Origin of the sequence: Pseudacidovorax sp. NFM-22 (genome assembly GCF_021401245.1) — a bacterium.
Taxonomy (GTDB): Bacteria; Pseudomonadota; Gammaproteobacteria; order Burkholderiales; family Burkholderiaceae_C; genus Xenophilus.
In genome coordinates this window covers 815,015-832,975 of record NZ_JACBFY010000002.1, presented here as the reverse complement: position 1 = coordinate 832,975, position 17,961 = coordinate 815,015, and the positions used below count along the sequence as shown (strand labels likewise).

14 protein-coding genes are annotated in these 17,961 nt (G+C 69.5%); 3 read left to right on the top strand and 11 right to left on the bottom strand.

What is annotated here, in order from left to right; translation table 11 throughout:
• Positions 1-6 precede the first annotated feature (6 nt).
• Complete coding sequence (gene dprA / locus L0984_RS09400; RefSeq protein ID WP_234193422.1) at positions 7-1,188, top strand: DNA-processing protein DprA; 1,182 nt, start codon at positions 7-9, stop codon at positions 1,186-1,188.
• A 268-nt stretch (positions 1,189-1,456) separates the two neighbouring features.
• Here dprA and L0984_RS09395 read toward each other — a convergent pair whose 3' ends face one another.
• From L0984_RS09395 to L0984_RS09375, 5 genes are all read right to left on the bottom strand, one after another.
• Positions 1,457-3,889 carry a DUF1631 family protein gene (locus L0984_RS09395; protein ID WP_234193421.1) on the bottom strand — a complete coding sequence of 811 codons (2,433 nt, stop codon included), beginning with the start codon at positions 3,887-3,889 and terminating at the stop codon, positions 1,457-1,459.
• A 289-nt stretch (positions 3,890-4,178) separates the two neighbouring features.
• Positions 4,179-5,135, bottom strand: coding sequence for a protein translocase subunit SecF (gene secF, locus L0984_RS09390; RefSeq protein WP_234193420.1), 957 nt, complete (start codon positions 5,133-5,135; stop codon positions 4,179-4,181).
• 24 nt (positions 5,136-5,159) lie between these two features.
• Entirely contained in the window at positions 5,160-7,046 is a 1,887-nt protein-coding gene (gene secD, locus L0984_RS09385; protein WP_234193419.1) for a protein translocase subunit SecD, read from the bottom strand.
• Positions 7,047-7,122: 76 nt separating this feature from the next.
• Positions 7,123-7,452 (bottom strand): preprotein translocase subunit YajC, encoded by a 330-nt coding sequence (gene yajC, locus L0984_RS09380; RefSeq protein WP_234193418.1) that lies wholly within the window; start codon positions 7,450-7,452, stop codon positions 7,123-7,125.
• A gap of 297 nt (positions 7,453-7,749) precedes the next feature.
• The gene (locus tag L0984_RS09375; RefSeq protein WP_234193417.1) at positions 7,750-11,358 is read right to left on the bottom strand and encodes an indolepyruvate ferredoxin oxidoreductase family protein; all 3,609 of its coding nucleotides are present in this window, start codon (positions 11,356-11,358) and stop codon (positions 7,750-7,752) included.
• A gap of 178 nt (positions 11,359-11,536) precedes the next feature.
• On the opposite strand from L0984_RS09375, the gene L0984_RS09370 reads away from it, so the two are divergent.
• A complete protein-coding gene (locus L0984_RS09370; protein WP_076506940.1) occupies positions 11,537-12,013 on the top strand; it encodes an Lrp/AsnC family transcriptional regulator in 477 nt (158 codons plus the stop codon).
• An 86-nt stretch (positions 12,014-12,099) separates the two neighbouring features.
• Here the strand turns inward: L0984_RS09370 and L0984_RS09365 are convergent, their stop codons facing one another.
• Together L0984_RS09365 and L0984_RS09360 are read right to left on the bottom strand one after the other, a co-directional pair.
• Positions 12,100-12,399 (bottom strand): antibiotic biosynthesis monooxygenase family protein, encoded by a 300-nt coding sequence (locus tag L0984_RS09365; RefSeq protein ID WP_076506942.1) that lies wholly within the window; start codon positions 12,397-12,399, stop codon positions 12,100-12,102.
• An 80-nt stretch (positions 12,400-12,479) separates the two neighbouring features.
• Positions 12,480-13,316: an alpha/beta hydrolase gene (locus tag L0984_RS09360; RefSeq protein WP_234193416.1), complete on the bottom strand. Its 837-nt coding sequence runs from the start codon at positions 13,314-13,316 to the stop codon at positions 12,480-12,482.
• 69 nt (positions 13,317-13,385) lie between these two features.
• Between L0984_RS09360 and L0984_RS09355 the strand changes: the two genes are divergently transcribed.
• Positions 13,386-15,023: an MFS transporter gene (locus L0984_RS09355; RefSeq protein ID WP_234193415.1), complete on the top strand. Its 1,638-nt coding sequence runs from the start codon at positions 13,386-13,388 to the stop codon at positions 15,021-15,023.
• A 9-nt stretch (positions 15,024-15,032) separates the two neighbouring features.
• Here L0984_RS09355 and L0984_RS09350 read toward each other — a convergent pair whose 3' ends face one another.
• The 4 genes from L0984_RS09350 to L0984_RS09335 all read right to left on the bottom strand — a co-directional run bounded on the left by L0984_RS09350 (position 15,033) and on the right by L0984_RS09335 (position 17,951).
• Positions 15,033-15,491: a RidA family protein gene (locus L0984_RS09350; protein ID WP_234193414.1), complete on the bottom strand. Its 459-nt coding sequence runs from the start codon at positions 15,489-15,491 to the stop codon at positions 15,033-15,035.
• 144 nt (positions 15,492-15,635) lie between these two features.
• Complete coding sequence (locus tag L0984_RS09345; protein ID WP_234193413.1) at positions 15,636-16,142, bottom strand: hypothetical protein; 507 nt, start codon at positions 16,140-16,142, stop codon at positions 15,636-15,638.
• A gap of 199 nt (positions 16,143-16,341) precedes the next feature.
• A complete protein-coding gene (locus L0984_RS09340; protein ID WP_234193412.1) occupies positions 16,342-16,818 on the bottom strand; it encodes a carboxypeptidase-like regulatory domain-containing protein in 477 nt (158 codons plus the stop codon).
• A 182-nt stretch (positions 16,819-17,000) separates the two neighbouring features.
• Positions 17,001-17,951 (bottom strand): type I restriction enzyme endonuclease domain-containing protein, encoded by a 951-nt coding sequence (locus L0984_RS09335; protein ID WP_234193411.1) that lies wholly within the window; start codon positions 17,949-17,951, stop codon positions 17,001-17,003.
• Positions 17,952-17,961: the final 10 nt, after the last annotated feature.

The window sequence follows — 17,961 nt, the reverse complement described above, 5'->3', positions numbered from 1 at the left end:
CGTGGGGTGGAGAGGGAGGATCTGGCGGGCTGGCTGCGGCTGGCCCTGGCCCCCGGTGTAGGGGCCGGTACCGCAAGAAGGCTGCTCACGGCCTTCGGATGGCCGGACGCGGTGTTCGCGCAACCGGCCGCCGCCCTGGAGGCGCTGTGCAGCCCGGCCCAGGCCCGGGCGTTGCTCGACGAGCAGGAAGGCTTCGCGGCCATGCTCGACCGCACCCGTGAATGGCTGGATGCGACGGGCCCCGAGGGCGCCGTGCACCGCATCGTCGCCCTGGGCGATGCGGCCTATCCGCCGGGGCTGCTGGAGATTGCTGATCCGCCGCTGATCCTCTACCTGCTCGGCCCGGCCGGGCTGGTGGATGCGCCGTTGCCCGGCGACGGCCTGGCCATCGTGGGCAGCCGCAATCCCACACCGCAGGGCGCCGTCGATGCACGCCTCTTCGCCCGCGCGCTGGCCGAGGCCGGCCTGCCCATCGTCTCGGGCCTGGCGCTGGGCGTGGACGGGGCGGCGCACGAGGGCGCACTGGAGGCGGCCACGGCGGCGGATGGCCGGCTGAGCACCATCGCGGTGGTGGGCACGGGGTTGGACCGCGTCTACCCGGCGCGCCACCGGTCGCTGGCCCACCGCATCGCGGCCCGGGGCGTGATCCTGAGCGAACAGCCGCTGGGCACGCCGCCGCTCACGGCCAACTTCCCCCGCCGCAACCGGCTGATCTCCGGGCTGTCGCAGGGCACGCTCGTGGTGGAGGCGGCGCTGGCCTCCGGCTCGCTGATCACGGCGCGCTGCGCGGTCGAGCAGGGCAAGGAGGTGTTCGCCATCCCCGGCTCCATCCACTCGCCGCAGTCGCGGGGCTGCCATGCCTTGATCCGCCAGGGCGCCAAGCTGGTGGAAACCGCCGCAGATGTGCTGGAGGAACTGCGCCGGCCCGCTGCGGCATCCGCCCCAGGCACTGCCTCGCTCTTCGAGAACGAAGGCGAGCGCGAGGTCGAAGATGCGGCCACGCCCGGGCCGGCGGACGGCGACGTGCTGCTGAAGCACCTCGGCCATGCGCCCGCCACCCTGGACACGCTCTGCGCCCGCACCGGCCTGCCCACGCCAGTGCTGCAGGCCCGGCTTCTGGAGCTGGAACTGGACGGCCGCGTCGGTCGACTGCCCGGCGGCCTGTTCCAGCGCATCGAACTGGGCTGAACACGCCCGGTTGGCGGCGGGCTGGCCGCGGTTCGTTGGCGATTCTTCCGCGCCTATCGGGCAAGCATGCGGCAGGCCGCGTTCGAAGACCCGCGATGCCGACTTCGGCATGAAAGCTCGAGCTGATAAGGATCGAGCGGCCGCGGAGCAGGCCACGCCAGAGCACCCGCGGAACTGGCTTCGCCAGGCCGCTGGGTGCGCCCCCCTCCAAGCCGAAGGCGCCAGAGAGGGGGGAGCCGCGAAGCGGCATGGGGGGTGATCTGATGTTCTAGCTCAGCAGCCGCTCCGGATTGGCGTCGATCTTGGCCAGGGCCTCGCGGGTGGCGCGGACGGTCAGCGTCTCCTCTTCCGCCGGTACGAGCAGGCCGCCGTGCAGGTAGGCGGCAAGGCGCTGGGCCTGGATCAGGAACTGCCGGCCATCGGGCGAGCCGAACAAGTGCAGCTGGCGGTGCTTGCTGCGCCACACGAACTGCACCTGGCTGGGCCGTCCGTTGTGGTCGAGGAGGAACCAGGCGCCCACCTGCAGCGCGTTGGCCCATTCCAGCGCCTCCGGCGGCGCCTCGGCGCCGTTGTTGGCCAGCACTTCCATCGACGACACGTCGATGCCCAGCAACAGCTCCAGGTGGGTCGAGTCGAGGGCCAGCGGCTCGGCGCTCTGGTCCGCGATCACCGCCTCCAGATTGGCCAGCCGGCCCGCCAGGTTCTCGATCTGCGCGGCGGGAATGCTCTCGGTCTTGGCCGTGAAGGCGTCCGAGAGCGTGCGGCCCAGCGTCCGGATGTGGTCCTCCTGCGGCTGCCCGGTCAGGCCCATCAGGTCCATGCCCTGGCGCAGGCGCTGCAGCAGCGAGGGCAGGGCCTGGATCATGCGGGCGCGCTCGCTGCGGCTGGGCTTGGCGCTCGCGGCCCAGACCAGCTCGGACGCCACCCGGCGCAACTGCGCCGTCTGCTCGTCCTGTGCGCCGTACTTGAGCGCGCCGATGGCCAGCACCTCCGCCCACACCTTGAACAGGAACTCGCGGATCTCCTCGCGCACCGGCATGTCGTTGAGCATCTTGCGAAGCTCGATGGTGTACTGGATGGCCAACGTCTCTTTCTGCTCCACCTGCTGCGCGACGCTCATCACCTTCTGGGTGGCGTCGTTCTGGGTCAGGTACTTGGAGAGGAAGGCCACGAACTCGTCGTAGACCAGCTTGAACACGCGCTGGCCGGTTTCCGGGTATTGCTCGATCACCTGCACCACGCGGCGGATCTCGCTCTCCAGCGCGCTGCCGGAGATGGCGGCGGCGTCGAAGCCCATTACGACCGAGCCCATGCGGTCGATCAGCATGCGCGCCGGATGCTGCAGGGAGGCGAAGAACTCCGCATCGGCCACCGCCACCCGCAGCACGGGCATCTGCAGCCGGGCGAACCACACGCGCACGGAGAAGGGAATGCGCTCTTCGGCCAGGATGGACTGGAACATCAGCGCGACCACTTCCACCGTCGCCTTGTCGGCCGACGTGGGCGCACGCCGCTTGAGCTCGCCGCTCTGGCGCCGAAGGTCGCTGGCGGCACGCTGCATGAGGCCGGGCTCGGCCACATCCACGTACACGCCCACGTTGAAGGGATAGGCGGCTTCCACGTCGGCGATGGCGGCGGTGAAGGCCTGGGCGCCGGTGTTGGTGGCCCAGCTGCGCCGCTCGGCGCCCATGGGCATCGGGCCGTCCGTGGGGCCCGTGGGGCCCGCGCCGTAGGCGTAGGCCGGGCCGGGGGCGCCCCCGCGGCCGCTGTGCCCGCCGGGGGCGGTGGGAATGCCGCTCGCGCCCCCACCCCCGAGGGAGGTCGGGCCGCCTTCGCCCCCCCCGGCCACCACGCCGCCGATGATGCGCCGCAGCCGCCCGAGCACGGCGCTGGCCTGCTGTCGCGCGGAAGCCATGGCGCCGGGGCTCGCGGCGAAGGGGGCGGCGTCGGGCATGGCCCGGGTGCGATCCCAGGGGCCCGCGGCCCCCTGGCGGCCGGACGGTGCGCTCCCGCTCGCCGGGCCCAGGGGACTGGCGCCACTGTCCGCGCCGCGCCGCACCAGGCTGCGCAGTTCGATCTCCGGCATCACCCCGCGCGCGATCAGGAAGGCATTCAGGGCCTCGTAGCCCTTGCTGGCGGCATCGCCGAGGTGGCCCGCGAGGATGTCCTGCACCTGCGACCACAGGGCGCGCGGCAGTCCGGTCGATGTCCATTCCTCGACCAGGATGGAGGCCAGCGTCTCCGGCCGCAGCACGTCGCCGGATGCCCAGTCGGCGCCGCTGCTGCCCTCCAGATGCTGGATGCGCAGCTTCAGTTCATTCAGTTCGAAGGGCGAGCGGTCCTGGAGCGCCATCGCCAGCCGCGAGACCAGGATGCTGTTCTCCACGACCTCGTCGCCCACCAGCTCCAGCCGCAGCGATCCGCTGGTCGAGGTGCCCGCGGCCGGAGCCTGCGACAGGGCCTGCGACCAGCGCTGGCGCACCGCCTCCAGCCAGCGCGCGTGGTCGGCCTCCCAGGCCAGCAGGTGATCGCGGTTCTCCTGCATCTTGCGCGCCGTGCCCACCTCGCCGGCCAAGGCCAGCAGCCGGTCGCGCACGGCCTGGGTGGTGCGCAGCACCGCCGCCTCCATGGCGTGCACGAAGCGCTCGCGCGACTCGCGCGCGAGCAGCAGGGCAGATTCGCGGGGGAGCGAAGGGCTCATGGCGACAGGGAGGGCGCATCAGCGCCGGCAGCGGGCAGGGCGTTCACGCAGCGGACAAGACAGGCGGAACGAAAGATAGTGAATTGTTGTTAATTCCAACTGGTTCGAATGTAACGGAGGCTGCCACTGCACCGTATGCGGGGTCCGCCCAAGTCCCGAAGCCCGGGTCAGAAAAGCGTCGAGAAGGCGACAGGCTGCACAGATACGCGCGGCACCGACTGCGTCATCTCCTGTCCGGAAAAGAAAAAACCCGGCCGGGGCCGGGTTGGACGTGGGTGCCGGTGCGCGCTTACACCGTGGCGCCGGCGTTGGGATCGTTCGGATCCTCGTCGCGCTTGGCCGGGCCGCCCTTGATCAGGTCCTCGCGCTTCACGCCCAGCCACATGGCGATGGAAGCCGCCACGAAGCAGGAGGAATAGATGCCGAAGCAGATGCCGATGGTCAGCGCCAGCGCGAAGTAGTGCAGCGTCGGGCCGCCGAAGAAGAACATCGACAGCACCACCAGCTGGGTGGAACCGTGGGTGATGATCGTGCGGCTGATGGTGCCCGTGATGGCGCTGTCGATGATCTCGACCGTGTCCATCTTGCGATAGCGCCGGAAGTTCTCGCGGATCCGGTCGAAGATCACGACCGACTCGTTCACCGAATAGCCCAGCACCGCCAGCACCGCCGCCAGCACCGCCAGCGAGAACTCCCACTGGAAGAAGGCGAAGAAGCCCAGGATGATCACCACGTCGTGCAGGTTGGCCAGCACCGTGGAGAGGGCGAACTTCCATTCGAAGCGCAAGGCCAGGTAGATCATGATGCCCACCACCACCATGCCCAGCGCCTTGAGGCCGTTGGTGGTGAGTTCGTCGCCCACCTGCGGGCCGACGAACTCGTTGCGGCGCAACTGCACCGCCGGGTCGACCGTCTTGAGCGCGGTCATCACGCGGTTGCTCTGCTCCTGCGAGCTCACGCCTTTCTGGGCGGGCAGGCGGATCATCACGTCGCGCGAGCTGCCGAAGTTCTGCACCTGCACGTCCTGGTAGCCCAGGCCGCTGACGGCGCTGCGCACCTTGTCGAGCTCGGCCGCCTGCGGGTAGTTCACCTCCATCACCGTGCCGCCGGTGAACTCCACCGACAGGTGCAGCCCGCGGTGGAACAGGAAGAAGACGGCGGCGATGAAGGTGATGATCGAGATCGCGTTCAGCACCTTCGCATAGCGCATGAACGGGATGGTGCGGTGGATGCGGAAGAATTCCATGGTCGTTGTGCTCCGTTCCGCGGCTTACTTGGCCTTGGCCAGGGAGGTCTCTTCGGCCTGGCCCGGGCGCCAGACGGTGCCGATGGACACGCTCTTGAGCTTCTTCTTGCGGCCGTACCAGAGGTTGACCAGGCCGCGCGAGAAGAACACGGCCGAGAACATCGAGGTGACGATGCCGATGCAGTGCACCACCGCGAAGCCGCGCACCGGGCCCGAGCCGAAGGCCAGCAGCGCCAGGCCCGCGATCAGCGTGGTGACGTTGGAGTCGAGGATGGTGCCCCATGCGCGGTCGTAGCCCGCGTGGATGGCGGCCTGCGGCGAGGCGCCGTTGCGAAGCTCCTCGCGCACGCGCTCGTTGATCAGCACGTTGGAGTCGATGGCCACGCCGATGGCCAGCGCCATGGCCGCGATGCCCGGCAGCGTGAGCGTGGCCTGCAGCATCGACAGGATGGCCACCAGCAGCAGCAGGTTCACGCCCAGCGCGATGGACGAGAACACGCCGAACAGCGCGTAGTACACGCACATGAACACCATGATCGCCAGGAAGCCGTAGGCCACGCTCTTGAAGCCCATGGCGATGTTGTCGGCACCCAGGCTCGGGCCGATGGTGCGCTCTTCGATGATCTCCATCGGCGCGGCCAGCGAGCCGGCGCGCAGCAGCAGGGCCAGGTCGTTGGCCTCGACCACGTTCATCGAGCCGGAGATCTGGAAGCGGGTGCCCAGCTCGCCGTTGATCGACGGCGCCGTCAGCACTTCGCCCTTGCCCTTCTCGAACAGCAGGATGGCCAGGCGCTTGCGGTAGTTCTCGCGGCTGACGTCGCGCATGATGCGGCCGCCCTTGGCGTCCACGGTCAGGTCGACCTTGGGCTGCTGCGTCTGCGAGTCGAAGCCCGGCTGCGCGTCGGTGAGGTTCTCGCCGCTGATGATGACCTGCTTCTTGACGATCACCGGACGGCCTTCGCGATCCACGAAGCGCTCCGAGCCGAAGGGCACCGGGCCGGTGCCCAGTTCGGCGGCGCGGCCTTCGGCGCTTTCGTCCACCAGGCGCAGTTCCAGCGTCGCGGTGCGGCCCAGGATTTCCTTGGCCTTGGCCGTGTCCTGCACGCCGGGCAGCTGCACGATGATGCGGTCCAGGCCCTGCTGCTGGATCACCGGCTCGGCCACGCCCAGTTCGTTGATCCGGTTGTGCAGCGTGGTGATGTTCTGCTTGAGCGCGCTGTCTTCCAGGCGGCGGGCCGCCTCGGGCTTGATGGTCACGGCCAGCTTGTAGTCGTTGCCGTCCTGGCTGGCGGCGGCCGCGAGGTCGGTGAACTGGTCCTGGATCAGGTTCTGCGTGGCCTGCTGGGCGGCGGCGTCGCGCAGGCGCACCTCGATGGCCTGGCCATTGCGCGTGACGGCGGCGCCGCGGATGTTCTTGTCGCGCAGGGCCGTGCGCAGGTCGCTGGCGAAGGTCTCGGCGCGCTTGTCCAGGGCGCCTTGCATGTCCACCTGCAGCATGAAGTGCACGCCGCCTCGCAGGTCCAGGCCGAGGTACATCGGGAAGGCATGCAGTGCCGACAGCCAGGTCGGCGAGCGCGACACCAGGTTCAGCGCCACCACGTAGGGTGCGTCGTTGGCGTCGGGCACCAGCGCATGCTGCAGCACGTCGCGCGCCTTGAGCTGCTCGTCGGTGCTGCCGAAGCGGGCGCGGATGGAGTTGGCATCCAGCGTCAGCATGTCGGGCGTGAGGTTGGCGGCCTTGAGCGCCGCCTCCACGCGCTGCTGCGTCGAGGCATCCACCTTGACGGTGGACTTGGCGGGCGAGACCTGCACGGCCGGCGCTTCGCCGAAGAGATTGGGCAGGGTGTAGATCAGCCCCACCAGCAGCACGATCACCATGATCGCGTACTTCCAGACCGGATAGCGGTTCATCGCTGGATACCTAAGGAATCGAGACGCGGATGCGCTCAAAAAGAGAGGCTGCCCGGGGGGCAGCCTCTGCGCCTAATTACTTGTAGCTGCCCTTGGGGAGCACCTGGACCACGGCGCTGCGCTGCACTTTGATCTCGACGCCGTTGGAGATTTCCAGCGTCAGGAACTGGTCGCCCATGGCGCTGATGCGGCCGACCACGCCACCGGCGGTGGCCACGTCGTCGCCCTTGGCCAGCGCGTCGAGCATGGCGCGCGTTTCCTTCTGGCGCTTCATCTGCGGGCGGATCATGACGAAGTACAGCACCACGAACATCAGCACCAGCGGCAGCATGCTGGTGAGGGAAGACATCATGTCGCCGCCACCGGCGGCAGGGGCGGTCTGGGCGAAAGCGGAGGAAATGAACAAGGGAGGTCTCCAGGAGAGCGGATGGGGTCTGACCGCAGGCGGTGCCCGCGGTTCCGGGGCGGCCGGATCGCTGGAAGCGGGGCCGCCGGTGCGCGAAGAGGCCCACGAGGGGAGGGCTTCGCACAACCGGCGGATTGTATGCGGGGGGTCTTGACGGGCCGGCGTCAAGCCGGCAGGCGGTGCGGGATATTCGCACGCCGGTCCGCCCGCAGGCTCGAGAGGCCAAGCTGAGCCCGAACAGCCTTTGGCTAAGCGACTGGCGCTGGGCCAGGAGGCGGCGCTGCGAGCGGGTCGGGCTCAGGCCGCCGCGCGGGCCGCCGGCTCGACGCCGCGCGAGCGTGCCATCAGCGCCTGCCACCGCGTGCGCACGGCGGCGAGGTTGCGCTCCTTCACGTGGCCGTAGCCGCGGATGCCGTCGGGCAGGGCGGCGATCTCCAGCGCCAGCGCATGGCGCTCGGCGTCCAGGCCCTGCAGCACTTCCTCGATGGCCGCGCGGTATTCGCCGATCAGCGCGCGCTCGGTGCGTCGCTCCTCGGTGCGGCCGAAGGGGTCGAGGGCGGTACCGCGCAGGCCCTTGAGGCGCGCCAGCACGCCGAAGGCGCGGTGCATCCAGGGACCGAAGCGCTGCTTGACCAGCTCGCCCTTGGCATTGCGCTTGGCGATGGCCGGCGGCGCCAGGTGGTAGTGCACGGTGTAGTCGCCCTCGAACATCTGGTCGATGCGCTCGCGGAAGCCCGTCTGCGTGTGCAGGCGCGCCACCTCGTACTCGTCCTTGTAGGCCATCAGCTTGAAGAGCTGGCGCGCCACCGTCTCGGCCAGCGCGGTCTTGCCCAGCGGCGCCTCGGCCGCGCGCACGCGTTCGACGAAGGCGCGGTAGTCCTCCGCATAGGCGGCGTTCTGGTAGTCGGTCAGGAAGTCCACGCGCCGCGCCACCAGCGAGGCCAGCGTCTCGCGCTTCTTGAACTCGATCACCTGGCCCGGGTTCAGGCGCTGGGCCATCTCGGCCGGCCGGTGTGCGGCCTGGCGGCCCCATTCGAAGGCGGCCTTGTTGGCCTCGATCGCCACGTTGTTGAGCTCGATGGCGCGCATCAGCGATTCGTGCGCCAGCGGGATCCAGCCCTTCTGCCACGCATAGCCCAGCATCATCGGATTGACGAAGAGCGTGTCGCCCATCAGCTGCGTGGCGGCCGCGTCGGCGTCGAAGGCGCCCATGCCGGCCTCGCCCACGGCCTTGCCGATCTGCACGGCGCAGGCGTCCTGCGGGTTCTGCCACTGGGCGTTCTTGACGAAGCTGGCAGTGGGCGCGCTGTGGGTGTTGAGGGCCACGTGCGTGCGCCCCTCGCGCATGCGCGCCAGCGTCTCGCCGTTGACGGTGACGATGGGGTCGCAGGCCAGCACCAGATCGGCGGCGGCGGTGCCGACGCGGGTGGTACGGATGTCGTCCTGCCTTGCGCCGATCAGCACGTGGCTCCAGGTGGCGCCGCCCTTCTGGGCCAGGCCGGCGGCGTCCTGCGTGACGATGCCCTTGCCCTCGATGTGCGCCGCCACGCCCAGCAGCTGGCCGATGGTGATGACGCCCGTGCCGCCCACGCCGGCGACCACGATGCCCCACACCTGGCCGGCGGCCAGCGCCGGCAGCGCGGGCTCGGGCAGTGCCCCCAGCTCGGCCGGCGCGCCGGCCTTGCCCTTGGCCTTCTTCTTGAGCTGGCCGCCCTCGACGGTGACGAAGCTGGGGCAGAAGCCCTTCAGGCAGCTCATGTCCTTGTTGCAGCTGCTCTGGTTGATGGTGCGCTTGCGGCCGAACTCGGTCTCCAGCGGCTCCACCGACAGGCAGTTGCTCTGCACGCTGCAGTCGCCGCAGCCTTCGCAGACGAGGTCGTTGATGACCACGCGCTTGGCCGGATCGACCATCGTGCCGCGCTTGCGGCGGCGGCGCTTCTCGGTGGCACAGGTCTGGTCGTAGATGATGGCCGTGGTGCCGGCGATCTCGCGGAACTCGCGCTGCACCGCGTCCAGCTCGTCGCGGTGGCGCACCCTGACCGGCTCGCCCGTATAGCTGCCGGGAATGGCCACGCCCTGGTACTTGGCCGGCTCGTCGGTGACGATCACGACCTTCGTCGCGCCTTCGGCATGCAGGCTCTCGGCGATCTGCAGCACCGAATGGCCCTCGGGCCGCTCGCCCACCTGCTGGCCGCCGGTCATGGCCACGGCGTCGTTGTAAAGGATCTTGTAGGTGATGTTGACGCCCGCCGCGATGCTCTGGCGGATGGCCAGCAGCCCGCTGTGGAAGTAGGTGCCGTCGCCCAGGTTGGCGAACAGGTGCTTCTCATGCGTGAAGGGCGCCTGGCCCACCCACGGCACGCCCTCGCCACCCATCTGCGTGAAGCCGTAGGTGGACCGGTCCATCCAGTTGGCCATGTAGTGGCAGCCGATGCCGGCCATGGCGCGCGAGCCTTCGGGCACCACCGTGCTGGTGTTGTGCGGGCAGCCGGAGCAGAACCATGGCACGCGGTCCGCCCCCTGCACGCCGCCGGCATTGAGCACCTGCATCGAGCGCTCCTTGGCCTCCAGCAGCGCCATCTGCGCCTCCACGCGGGCCACCATGTCGGCGCCGCCCGAGGCCAGGATGCCGGTCTTCTTCAGCCGCTTGACCAGCGCGCGCGCGATCAGCGACGGGTTGAGGTCGGCATTGGCGCGCAGCAGCGTGTTGGCCGTCGGGTTGGGCATGGCCCACTCACCGCCGGAGAAGTCGCCTTCCAGTTCATCGAACTTGCCCAGCACGTTGGGCCGCACGTCGGGGCGCCAGTTGTAGAGCTCTTCCTTGAGCTGGTATTCGATGACCTGGCGCTTTTCCTCGACCACCAGGATCTCCTGCAGGCCGGTGGCGAAGTCGCGCGTGAGCTGCGCCTCCAGCGGCCAGACCACGCCCACCTTGTGCAGGCGGATGCCCAACTGGCGGCAGGCCGCGTCGTCCAGGCCCAGGTCGGCCAGCGCCTGGCGGGTGTCGTTGTAGGCCTTGCCGCTGGCCATGAGGCCGTAGCGATCGTTGGGCCCTTCGATGACGTTGTGGTTGAGCCGGTTGGCGCGGATGTAGGCCAGCGCGGCGTACCACTTGTAGTGCATCAGCCGCGCCTCCTGCTCCAGCGGCGCGTCGGGCCAGCGGATGTGCAGGCCGCCGGGCGGCATGTCGAAGTCGGTGGGCAGCACGATCTCGACCCGGTCCGGGTCGATCATGGCGGTGGCGCTGGATTCGACGATCTCCTGGATCGTCTTCATGCCCGACCAGATGCCGGCGAAGCGGCTCATGGCGAAGGCATGCAGGCCCAAGTCCAGGATCTCCTGCACGTTCGCCGGGAAGAACACCGGCGTGCCGCAGGCCTTGAAGATGTGGTCGCTCTGGTGCGCGGCGGTGCTGCTCTTGGAGATGTGGTCGTCGCCGGCGATGGCGATCACGCCGCCCAGCGGCGCGGTGCCGGCCATGTTGGCGTGCTTGAACACGTCGGAGCAACGGTCCACGCCCGGCCCCTTGCCGTACCAGATGCCGAAGACACCGTCGAACTTCTGCTGCTCCCTGGGCGAGAAGCCCAGCATCTGCGTGCCCCACAGCGCGGTGGCCGCCAGCTCTTCATTCACGCCGGGCTGGAAGACGATGTTCTGCGCCTTGAGGTACTTGCTGGCCTTCCACAGCGCCTGGTCGTAGCCGCCGAGCGGGGAGCCGCGGTAGCCGCTGATGAAGCCGGCGGTGTTGTGGCCCTGCTGCGCGTCGCGCAGGCGCTGCAGCATGGGCAGCTTGACCAGTGCCTGCACGCCGCTCATGAAGGCGCGGCCGTAGTCCAGGCTGTATTTGTCGTCGAGCGTGACCGTCTCGAGGGCCTTGCGGATGTGTTCGGGCAAGGGAGCGTTCATCGTTGTCTCTCTCCGTCGGCTGGGGCCTTGTGGGCCGTGGCGGGTGGGTCTGGCTCCGGATGGACGTCCCCCGGAGCATCATGTGCGCAAAGTGTATGCCCGGCTTCTGGATAGGTGTTTGCGTTCCATGCGCTGAAAATGGATGATCGGGAAAGGATCTTGCGCAAAGGGTGCCGCTTTGGAAAGCATTGACAAATATGACCTCGCCATCCTGCGCGAGCTGCAGGACGACGCCCGGCTCACCAACGCCGAGCTGGCCCAGCGCGTCGGTCTGTCGGCCGCCCCCTGCTGGCGCCGCGTGCGGGCCCTGGAGGCGGCGGGTTACATCAAGGGCTATCACGCCGAACTCGACCGCCGGAAGATCGGCCTGGGCGTCCTGGCCTTCGTGCGGGTGGACACCGACCGCGCCACCAGCGACGCCACCCGCGTGCTGGAAGAGGCCATCCGCCGCCTGCCGGAGGTGGTGGCCTGCCACTACATCAGCGGCAACGGCATGTTCGAGCTGCAGGTGGTGGCGCAGGACCTGGACGCCTTCTCGCGCTTCGCCCTCAACAGCCTGATGACGCTGCCCAATGTGAAGGACCTGCACACCAGCTTCTCGCTGGGCGAGGTGAAGGCGAATTCGGCGCTGCCCCTGGCTCACCTGGGCGGGTGAGTGGCCAAAGGGCCCGGCGTCAGCGGGGCGCATCGGCCTGCGAAGGGCGTTCAACCCGCCCGCCGCGCGCTGACGGAAGCGGTCGCTCAGCCCGCGCCGACGAGCGCGAAGTGCTCCACCACCGGCGGCTGCGCGAAGAAGGGTCCGACGATGGCGCGCCATTCGGCGAAGGCGGGCGACTCGCGGAAATCCACCGTGTGGTTCTCCAGCGTCTCCCACTCGATCTGCAGCAGGTAGCGCTCGGGCGATTCGATGCCCTTGACGACGCGCCAGCCGCGAAAGCCCTTCGCCTTGGCGATGACGGTCTGCAGGCCGCGCACGATGGCGGCGTCGAAGTCGGCCTGGCGGCCGGGCTGGATGCGGATGTCTGCGGTTTCGAGGATCACGGAAGAGTCTCCTGAGAGTTGAAAAAAGGGGGAGGGTGCATCGCCGGCTCGCGTCACGTGATGCACCGGCGCGCCGTCATTCAGCCGCGCGCCAGCTCGACCAGCGCCAGCGTCATCGCGCCGTTCGGGTCGGCATAGGTGTCGAGTTCGTCGAAGTGGTGCAGGCCGGCCAGCGGCAGCCGGCGCGTGGGCAGGCCTGCGGCCTCGCGGGCGGCGGCGTAGTCCAGCGACTGCTGGCGCAGCTCCGGCTGCTCGGCCTCGCCCCAGGCGACCACCATCGGCGGCGAGTTGGCGGGCAGGTGGTGCAGCGGCGAGTGGCGCCGGGCGGTCGCGGCATCCATGCCCAGCTTGTCGTTCAGCCGGCCCAGGCGGATCGGCTCCAGCTCGTACAGCCCGCTGATCGCCAGGCTGCCGATCACGCCCGCCTCGTTCTGCAGGCAGGCCGTCAGGTGGCCGCCCGCGGACCAGCCCGACAACACGATCGGCCGGGCGGTCTCGCGCCGCAGGAAGGCCAGCGCCTGCCGGCACTCGTCGACGATGCGGTCCATGCCCGCGTCCGGCCCGAGCGTGTAGCCCACGGCAGCAAAGCCCAGACCATGCGCCAATGGACCTTCGGCCAGGAAGGAGAACTGCTCCCGTCCGCGCATCTGCCAGTAGCCGCCGTGCAGGAAGACCACCAGCGGCGAGGCGTCGGCCGGGCCGAACAGGTCGATGCGGCAGCGCGGCGGCTCGGCATAGGGCACGTCCAGCCGCGTGTCGGGGCGGGCGCGCCAGGGCGCGCTGCGCTCGGGCCACCGGCCGGTGATGGCCTTGAAGTCCGGCACCGCGGCCGAGCTGTCGTAGGCGGCGTCGAGGGTGGGGCGGTCCATGCCGCGCCAGAGCGCCGGGCCGGAGGAGGTGGAAGCCGTCGTATTCATGGGTGCACCAGGGGGCGAACGAAGCGTTCGAGCTTAGGGCCAAGCCCGCTGCCCCACAATCAGGCACGCATGCCGCCCATCGACCCCGACGAGACCAGCCCCGCCCCGCCACCCCGACGCGCCGCGCGCTTCGCCGCGCTGGAGCCGCTGCGGCTGCCGGTCTTCCGGCTGCTGTGGGGCACCTGGTTCATCGCCAACACCTGCATGTGGATGAACGACGTGGCGGCCGCCTGGCTGATGACCACGCTCACCACCTCGCCCATGTGGGTGGCGCTGGTGCAGACGGCCTCCACGCTGCCCGTCTTCCTGCTCGGATTGCCCAGTGGCGCGCTGGCCGACATCCTGGACCGGCGCCGGTGGCTGGTCGCCACGCAGTTCTGGCTGGCGGGCTCGGCCACCGTGCTTTGCGTGGCCATCGGGCTGGACAAGATGAACGCGCCGCTGCTGCTGGCCCTGACCTTCGCCAACGGCGTCGGGCTGGCATTGCGCTGGCCGGTCTTCTCGGCCATCGTGCCCGAGCTGGTCACGCGGCCGCTGCTGCCGGCCGCGATGGGCCTCAACGGCATCGCGATGAATGCCTCGCGCATCGTCGGGCCGCTGGTGGCCGGCGTGCTGATCGCCAGCGCGGGAAGCGTGTGGGTCTTCGTGCTCAATGCGGTGCTGAGCATCGCCTCGGGCTTCGTCATCCTGCGCTGGCGGCGCGAGCACAAGGTCGACCCGCTGGGCCGCGAGCGGCTGGTGAGTGCGATGCGCGTGGGCGTGCAGTTCGTGCGGCAGTCGCAGCGCATGCGGGCGGTGCTCGCGCGCGTGGCCGTCTCCTTCTTCCATTCGACGGCCGTGCTGGCGCTGCTGCCGCTGCTGGCGCGCGGCTTCCACGAGGGGCCGAAGGGCGGGGCCGGCACCTTCACGCTGCTGTTGGCCTCGATGGGGGCGGGCTCGATCATCGCGGTGCTGCTGCTGCCCCGGCTGCGGGAGATGTTCGACCGCGACCACCGCGTGCTCTACGGATCGATGCTGCTGTCGGTGGGCACGGCCGTGCTGGCGCTGTCGCCTGCGCTGTGGCTGGCCGCCTTTGCCGTGTTCTTCTGCGGCGCGGCCTGGATCACGGTGGCCAATTCGCTGTCGGTGTCGGCCCAGCTGGCGCTGCCCGACTGGGTGCGGGCACGCGGCATGTCCACCTACCAGATGGCCATCATGGGCGCCGGCGCGCTGGGCGCTGCCGTGTGGGGTCAGATCGCGGAACTGAGCACGCTGCGCGCCAGCATGCTGGTGGCCGCCGTGAGCGGCACCCTGGTGATGCTGGCCGTGCTGCGCTGGGTGCCGGACGGCCCCGGCGAGGACGACATGAGCCCTGCCGGCACCGACTGGGCCTTCAACCCGCCGCCCGCCAGCGCGGGCGAGGACGGCCGCGTGGTCATCACGGTCGAGTACCTGATCGACCCCGCCCGCGCCACCGCCTTCCATGCCGTGATGCAGGAGACGCGCCGCGCCCGCCTCAGCCAGGGCGCCATCGCGTGGGAACTGCTGCACGACCTGTCGGCGCCAGAGCGCTACGTGGAGCAGGTGGTGGACGAGTCGTGGACGGAGCATCTGCGGCGCTTCCACCGCGCCACGGCGGCCGACCTGGCGCTGCGCGAGCGCCGGCTGGCCTTCCATCGGGGCGAGACGATGCCTGTGGTCCACCGCTACATCGTGCAGCGGGGCTGACGCGGCGGTTCAGGCGCGCGGCAGGTACATCGTTGCCTCGACCTCGATCAGCACCTCGTCGCCGGGCAGGAAGCGGTTGACCTCGACCACGGTGGAGACGGGCGGCTCGCCCGGATAGAACAGCCCGCGCACCCGGTTGAAGAGCGCGTAGTCGGGCAGGCGGCGGAAGTACTGCACCAGCTTGACCACGTCTTCCATGGTGCCGCCATGCTCGGCCGCCAGGTCGCGGATGCGGGCCAGCACGAACCAGCTCTGCGCCACCACGGGCGCCTCGAACACGTCCACCGACATCTGGCCGGTGGCATAGCCCAGGCCGCGCAGCTCGGCCTGCGCCGCTTCGGGCAGGTCCTCGTAGCGCGAAACCGCACGGCGCGTGGCCGGATCGACGGCGACCACGCCGCTCATGAAGACGAAATCGCCGACCCGGCGGGCGGCGGCATAACGGGCCATGGGGGTGCCCATGCTCATGGAAAGACTCCTTTTGCTTGCGACGGCGGGCTGCGTCGGACAACGGGCCATTGTGGCCAAGCTGCCGCAAGGCACGCACGGGCCGTGCCGGGGAGTCCTGGGCCGCGGCTGTGCTCACCCGCAGCAACCTGGCTCAGTGCCCCGTCAGCGGCTGCTGGCCACGCCCGTCCCGCCGTTCCAGTCGAACACCGCATGGGCCGTGGTGTAGCGGCCCACCTCGATGTCGCGCGAGACGCTCTGGCCGTCGCGCGTGGCCGTCACCTGGTAGCGGCCCGGGTCCAGCCGCGCCACCATGTACGGCCCGCCTGCGGTCACGTCATTGAGCACCACCGCGCCGCTGCCGGCGTCGCGGACCGTCACCTTGACGGGTGCGCCGACAGGGACGGGCCCCTGGCCCTTGGCATCGAACTCGAAGCTGGCGGGCCAGCGCGGCTCCACGACCTTCATCAGCTTCGCCTCGTCCGGCGTGGTGCCGCCACTCATGTATTCGATGCCGGTCTTGGTCATCTCGATGGGCGGGTTGTAGGTGGTCGAGGCATGGGCCGCGCCAGCGACCACGGCCAGCAGGCTTGCGGCCATGAGGTTGCCCACGGCGACCATCGGGTTGGAGATGGGGCGGGCGAGAGAGCGGTCGAGTGTGGGGGTGTTCATGATGGGCGGAGGTGTGACAGGTTCGTTTTCTTGGGATGCCCAGCGCGTACAGGCAAGCAAGCCGGCAGGGCATCGCGACTCGAAGGGCCGCGGAGCAGGCCACGCCAGCAACATCCGCGGAACCGGCTTCGCCGGGCCGCAGGATGTGCCCCCTACAGGGGGGAGGCGGAGCGCGAAGCGCGCAGCCTGGGGGTCTTGCTCAACCAGCCATGTCCGTGCCGGCGGGCCACATGAAGACGGCATGCGCCGGGCCCTTGGCGCCGACGTCGATCTGCCGCTGCAGCGCCTTGCCGTCCAGCGAGGCCGTCACGCGGTAGACGCCGGGAGCCAGCTTGGCGGCCATGAAGGGGCCGTCCGCCTTCACGTTGTGCAGCACCGTGGCGCCGGTGCGGGCGTCCTGCACCGTCACATGCACGTTGGCCGCGAAGTCGGCCTTGGCGCCGTCCTTGACGGCGAACTCGAAGCTCGCGGGCCAGCGGGTCGCCGCCTGTTGCATGGCATGGGCCTCGTCGCTGCCCACGCCGCCGCTGATGTACTCGACGCCGGTCGGCGCCGTGCGCACAGGGGGCAGGGTGTCGGCGTGCGCCACGCCCATGAGCGCGCCCATGCCGAGCAGCAGTGCGACGGCAAGGGGGCGGGCCGTACGGCGAGCGATGGAGGAGGTGAGGGTGGTCATGGCAATGTCCTTCCTTGGCTTTCCGTCCGCTGGATTCGCATCCCCGGCGGCGGAGCGGACGCCGTGGCGGCCGGGGCTTGGGAAGGACTTTGGGGCTGGAGGCTTAGGGGATGCTTAAAGTGCCGGCATCCGGTGAGCGCGAATCGACGCGGGTGCCGCCCATCTCGGTGTCACCGCACGGCTCAGGCAGCCCACTTCTTTCCCGCAAGGGCATGGTTGACGATCAACTCGTAGACGTTGTCGCATTTCTGTTTGAAGATCGCCCGCTCGTAGCTGGGGGGCAGATCCTGGTCGAGTACCCGCTCGATCTCCGCGCGCACCTGCCCTTGGGTCTGGCTGCTCTTGTGCCAGTCTTGAATCAACACCTTGGGATGCTCTTCAATGAGACGCTTCAACAGGTGTTTGGCCGCCAGCTTGACCCGGGTGGTTTCTTCCTCGGTGAGTGAATCCTTCTTGAGCAGGTCAAACAGTTCCAGTTCGTCTTCGCTAAGGCCCTCGCGAATGTGCCGTTCGGCCTCTTCCTTCAACTCCTGGGCGTAGGCGGTCAGCTCGTCGTAGTAGTTCTCGGTGGACGTGGCGCCCGAGTTGTAGGCGTCGATCACCTGCTGCAGCCTTTGGAGGAAGTCCACCCGGGTGCTGTTCTGCCCCAGCATCTCGGCCAGCTTGCGCTGCAGGAAGGCCTGCAGGTCGGCGATCTGGATGTTCTTGAACGGCGCCTGCTTGAATTCCTCTCTCAGCTTCTCGACGTTGACCTTGCTCAGGTCCCAGGCCTTGCCCCGCTGCACGATCTTGTACTGCGCCTCGAACTCCCTGGCTGAGAAGGACTCGGCGTTGTCCACCACCACGCTGGCGTCTAGCAGCGCCTCGATGCGCTGTACCGCGCTGCCGATGTCGGCCTGCTCCACGATGCTGTCCATCACGCCGCGCAGGTACTGGAAGGCCGACACCACGCGGCCCAGCTTGCGGTCCAGCACCTCGGGCTTGCAAGCCTCGTACATCGACGAAATGGTGTTTTCGTAAACGTTGAAGGACTTGCGCTGCTCGTCGCTGGCCAGCAGCGTGTCGGCAAAGCCGTTGAACTGGCCCAGCTTGGTGAACACGTCGCCCCGGTCCAACGCCTCGTGCAGCGGCACGCCCTGACTG

What these genes read in the sequence shown, in the direction of transcription:
- L0984_RS09340 (WP_234193412.1), bottom strand. Translation starts at nt 16,818, where the DNA reads ATGACCACCCTCACCTCCTCCATCGCTCGCCGTACGGCCCGCCCCCTT.
- L0984_RS09395 (WP_234193421.1), bottom strand. Translation starts at nt 3,889, where the DNA reads ATGAGCCCTTCGCTCCCCCGCGAATCTGCCCTGCTGCTCGCGCGCGAG.
- L0984_RS09345 (WP_234193413.1), bottom strand. Translation starts at nt 16,142, where the DNA reads ATGAACACCCCCACACTCGACCGCTCTCTCGCCCGCCCCATCTCCAAC.
- L0984_RS09375 (WP_234193417.1), bottom strand. Translation starts at nt 11,358, where the DNA reads ATGAACGCTCCCTTGCCCGAACACATCCGCAAGGCCCTCGAGACGGTC.
- L0984_RS09360 (WP_234193416.1), bottom strand. Translation starts at nt 13,316, where the DNA reads ATGAATACGACGGCTTCCACCTCCTCCGGCCCGGCGCTCTGGCGCGGC.
- L0984_RS09350 (WP_234193414.1), bottom strand. Translation starts at nt 15,491, where the DNA reads ATGAGCATGGGCACCCCCATGGCCCGTTATGCCGCCGCCCGCCGGGTC.
- secD (WP_234193419.1), bottom strand. Translation starts at nt 7,046, where the DNA reads ATGAACCGCTATCCGGTCTGGAAGTACGCGATCATGGTGATCGTGCTG.
- L0984_RS09355 (WP_234193415.1), top strand. Translation starts at nt 13,386, where the DNA reads ATGCCGCCCATCGACCCCGACGAGACCAGCCCCGCCCCGCCACCCCGA.
- secF (WP_234193420.1), bottom strand. Translation starts at nt 5,135, where the DNA reads ATGGAATTCTTCCGCATCCACCGCACCATCCCGTTCATGCGCTATGCG.